The sequence below is a fragment of the Butyrivibrio sp. INlla16 genome (genome assembly GCF_900104155.1).
In the GTDB taxonomy this organism is placed as follows: domain Bacteria; phylum Bacillota; class Clostridia; order Lachnospirales; family Lachnospiraceae; genus Butyrivibrio.
In genome coordinates this window covers 1-2,454 of the sequence record NZ_FMYB01000122.1, presented here as the reverse complement: position 1 = coordinate 2,454, position 2,454 = coordinate 1, and the positions used below count along the sequence as shown (strand labels likewise).

5 protein-coding genes are annotated in these 2,454 nt (G+C 30.5%); 1 reads left to right on the top strand and 4 read right to left on the bottom strand.

What is annotated here, in order from left to right; genetic code table 11:
* On the top strand, positions 1-425 hold a 425-nt coding region (locus BLR42_RS23255; RefSeq protein WP_170832949.1), incomplete at its 5' end, for a hypothetical protein.
* Between the two features lie 172 nt (positions 426-597).
* Here the strand turns inward: BLR42_RS23255 and BLR42_RS22185 are convergent.
* The 4 genes from BLR42_RS22185 to BLR42_RS22535 all read right to left on the bottom strand — a co-directional run bounded on the left by BLR42_RS22185 (position 598) and on the right by BLR42_RS22535 (position 2,327).
* Positions 598-882 (bottom strand): hypothetical protein, encoded by a 285-nt coding sequence (locus tag BLR42_RS22185; protein WP_091873912.1) that lies wholly within the window; start codon positions 880-882, stop codon positions 598-600.
* A gap of 168 nt (positions 883-1,050) precedes the next feature.
* Positions 1,051-1,467: a helix-turn-helix domain-containing protein gene (locus BLR42_RS22180; RefSeq protein ID WP_091873909.1), complete on the bottom strand. Its 417-nt coding sequence runs from the start codon at positions 1,465-1,467 to the stop codon at positions 1,051-1,053.
* A 4-nt stretch (positions 1,468-1,471) separates the two neighbouring features.
* Positions 1,472-2,149, bottom strand: coding sequence for a hypothetical protein (locus BLR42_RS22175; RefSeq protein ID WP_091873907.1), 678 nt, complete (start codon positions 2,147-2,149; stop codon positions 1,472-1,474).
* Position 2,150: 1 nt separating this feature from the next.
* A complete protein-coding gene (locus tag BLR42_RS22535) occupies positions 2,151-2,327 on the bottom strand; it encodes a helix-turn-helix domain-containing protein (RefSeq protein WP_139165256.1) in 177 nt (58 codons plus the stop codon).
* Between the last annotated feature and the right edge of the window lie 127 nt (positions 2,328-2,454).

The following is a 2,454-nucleotide window of genomic DNA, read 5'->3' as shown; positions in this document are numbered from 1 at the left end:
TTTATCCAATTACGAGCGCAGCGGAAGATGATTTATCTAAAAACGAGTATTACGAGAATGAAAATGAGAATAATGAGAATATAAATGAGCATTTTGAGAATTATAATGAGCAAAATGAGAACAAAAGCAAGAAAATTGAGCAATCAAATGAGCAAAATGAGAAAGATATAACAGATAAGCTAATCAAAATGTTAGAAAAGAGCTTAGAAGATAAAGAAAACACTATCAGAGCGCAGCAAAGTCAGATTGATATGCTGATTAAGTCAAATGCTATGTTAATGCAGCGATTGGAAGATAAGCAGCAAGAGAAAGAAGTAATTGTATCAGAATCGCCAAAGGCAGCAGCTAATGAAAACGATCGTAAGCAATCATGGTTTAAAAGATTTTTTGGCGGCAGCAGCCAAGAGCAAACAATAGAAATGTAAAGTGGCAAGTGGTGCTTTGGTATATACCAATCACTACTTTGCAAGCAGTGCATTGGTGTACACCAAGCTAAACTTGTTAGGGGATACCCCTAAAACCCCCACAATAAAAATGCTGCGGCGGCTGCTGCCACCTCAATCTAATCTGAGGAAGAACAGACCGCGACCGCCGCAATTATTTTAGATTTTTATTTATCTGCTTTATCATTGAGTTTAAATCTTTAGATACTGTTTCTACTATTCCTTTTTCTAATGCTTTTGTTGCATTATCAATTTCTTTCATATCCAAGAGCGCGCGCCGCCCATCATGAGTTTCTATCATAGTTATTATGTAACTATCTAAAGCACTCATAGCAGCTTTACCAAATATTCTTGAAATGTTTTTTATATGCTGCTGCAATGGGTTATCATCATCTCTATATTGAGAGCGTTGCGCATTGTATCTTTCATAGATATTCATTCTTTCTATTTCCTTTCATTCTTTCTTTTGTTTATATATCAATGTTATATTTGTTGTAATATTTGTTATATTTCTCTTTAGAAAATCTAAATACCCTATTAAGTTTTTTCACATACCCTATTAAGAATTTTTAAATACCCTATTCAGATTTTCTAAATACCCTTTCCGCTAAAACTGAAAGCCATTCTTATCTTTATTATCTGTATGTGTGCATATCTGTATATTTTTCATTTCCTCTATTTCTTCTTTTGTTTTTGGTATCTCATAGAAATCATATATATTACTGTCAGTTCTTTGTATTAAATAGTTATGGTCTATCAATACTCTTATACCCTCTTGTAAAGCACTTTTCTTTAAACCTGTTTCTTGACTTATAGCAGCTGGACTAAAACCAAAAGTATAATTATCAGATTGACTAGCAAGATAAAGCCATACTAAAAAATTTGTTGGTGTTAAGTCTTTCATAGCATTAAACATACTTTCCTTTTGTGCTTTCATGTATATATGTGAAGTATCACATTGAGCTTTTCCATCTTTCAGAACACTAATTATTTTCTGATTAGGATTTGTTTCAAATTCACCCATTTATTTATATCCTTTCTTCCAACCGAACCGCCGCGATCGTTTGTGCTAATGTTATTTCTTTTGTTGGTAATAAAGCGGTAAAGCTATCTATGCTTTCAATCGGCAGCAGGACTTTATTATCTATTTCCATAAAGCAGATATTATCTTTCTCTAATGTGTAAAAAATAAATGATAATTCTTTTATATTCTTATATTCTTTTAGTCTATCTGTTGTCGTTTCATTGCATGAAATAAAGCTATAATTCTTTATTTGAATTGGTTTATCATTCATAACAATATCTATCTTTTTAACTATATCTAAATAATCATTTGATACTATCTTTATATTTGATTGCTTTTGTAACTCTTGTTTAAATACATATTCAATCATAAATGATATATATATTTCTGTCAGATAATGTAATTCAACTATAAAAGCTGCATAGATACCTTTAGTATTTAATAGAGCTTGTAGTAAAGCGTGTACTTGTTTATTGTTCTTTGCTATCTGTTTATAGGCTAGATAATTATATTTATCGTGCAATTCTTTAAAGATATCTTTAGCAAATATATTTCCGTCCTTTTTAAACTTGTGCAGCTGCTTCCATTGTCCGCAGAGCTTGTTATTATATAAAAGCTGATAATCATTTATAAATGCTGTATAGTTCTCAGGACTCATATTTTCTTGTAATGCTGCAAACATATCATTCTAATAGACAAGAAAGTATATTCCTTATCTTTTCTTCTTTCTCTTTTGATAAATTGCGATAACCACAAGAATAGTTATAAAGAGTTCTTGCATTGATATCTGTCATTTCTGCAAGAGATTTTATTGTTATTCCTTTTTCTCTTGCTTGTTTAATTAGTTCTTTTGTTTCCATAATCTTTTCTATTCCTTTCAAATTTTTTTATTTTATCTGACATTTATATTTCATTTTTTTCATAGGGCAATTATCTTGCTTTGTCCTCAATGATTAAAAGAAATTTACACATAGTAGCTGCATAGGG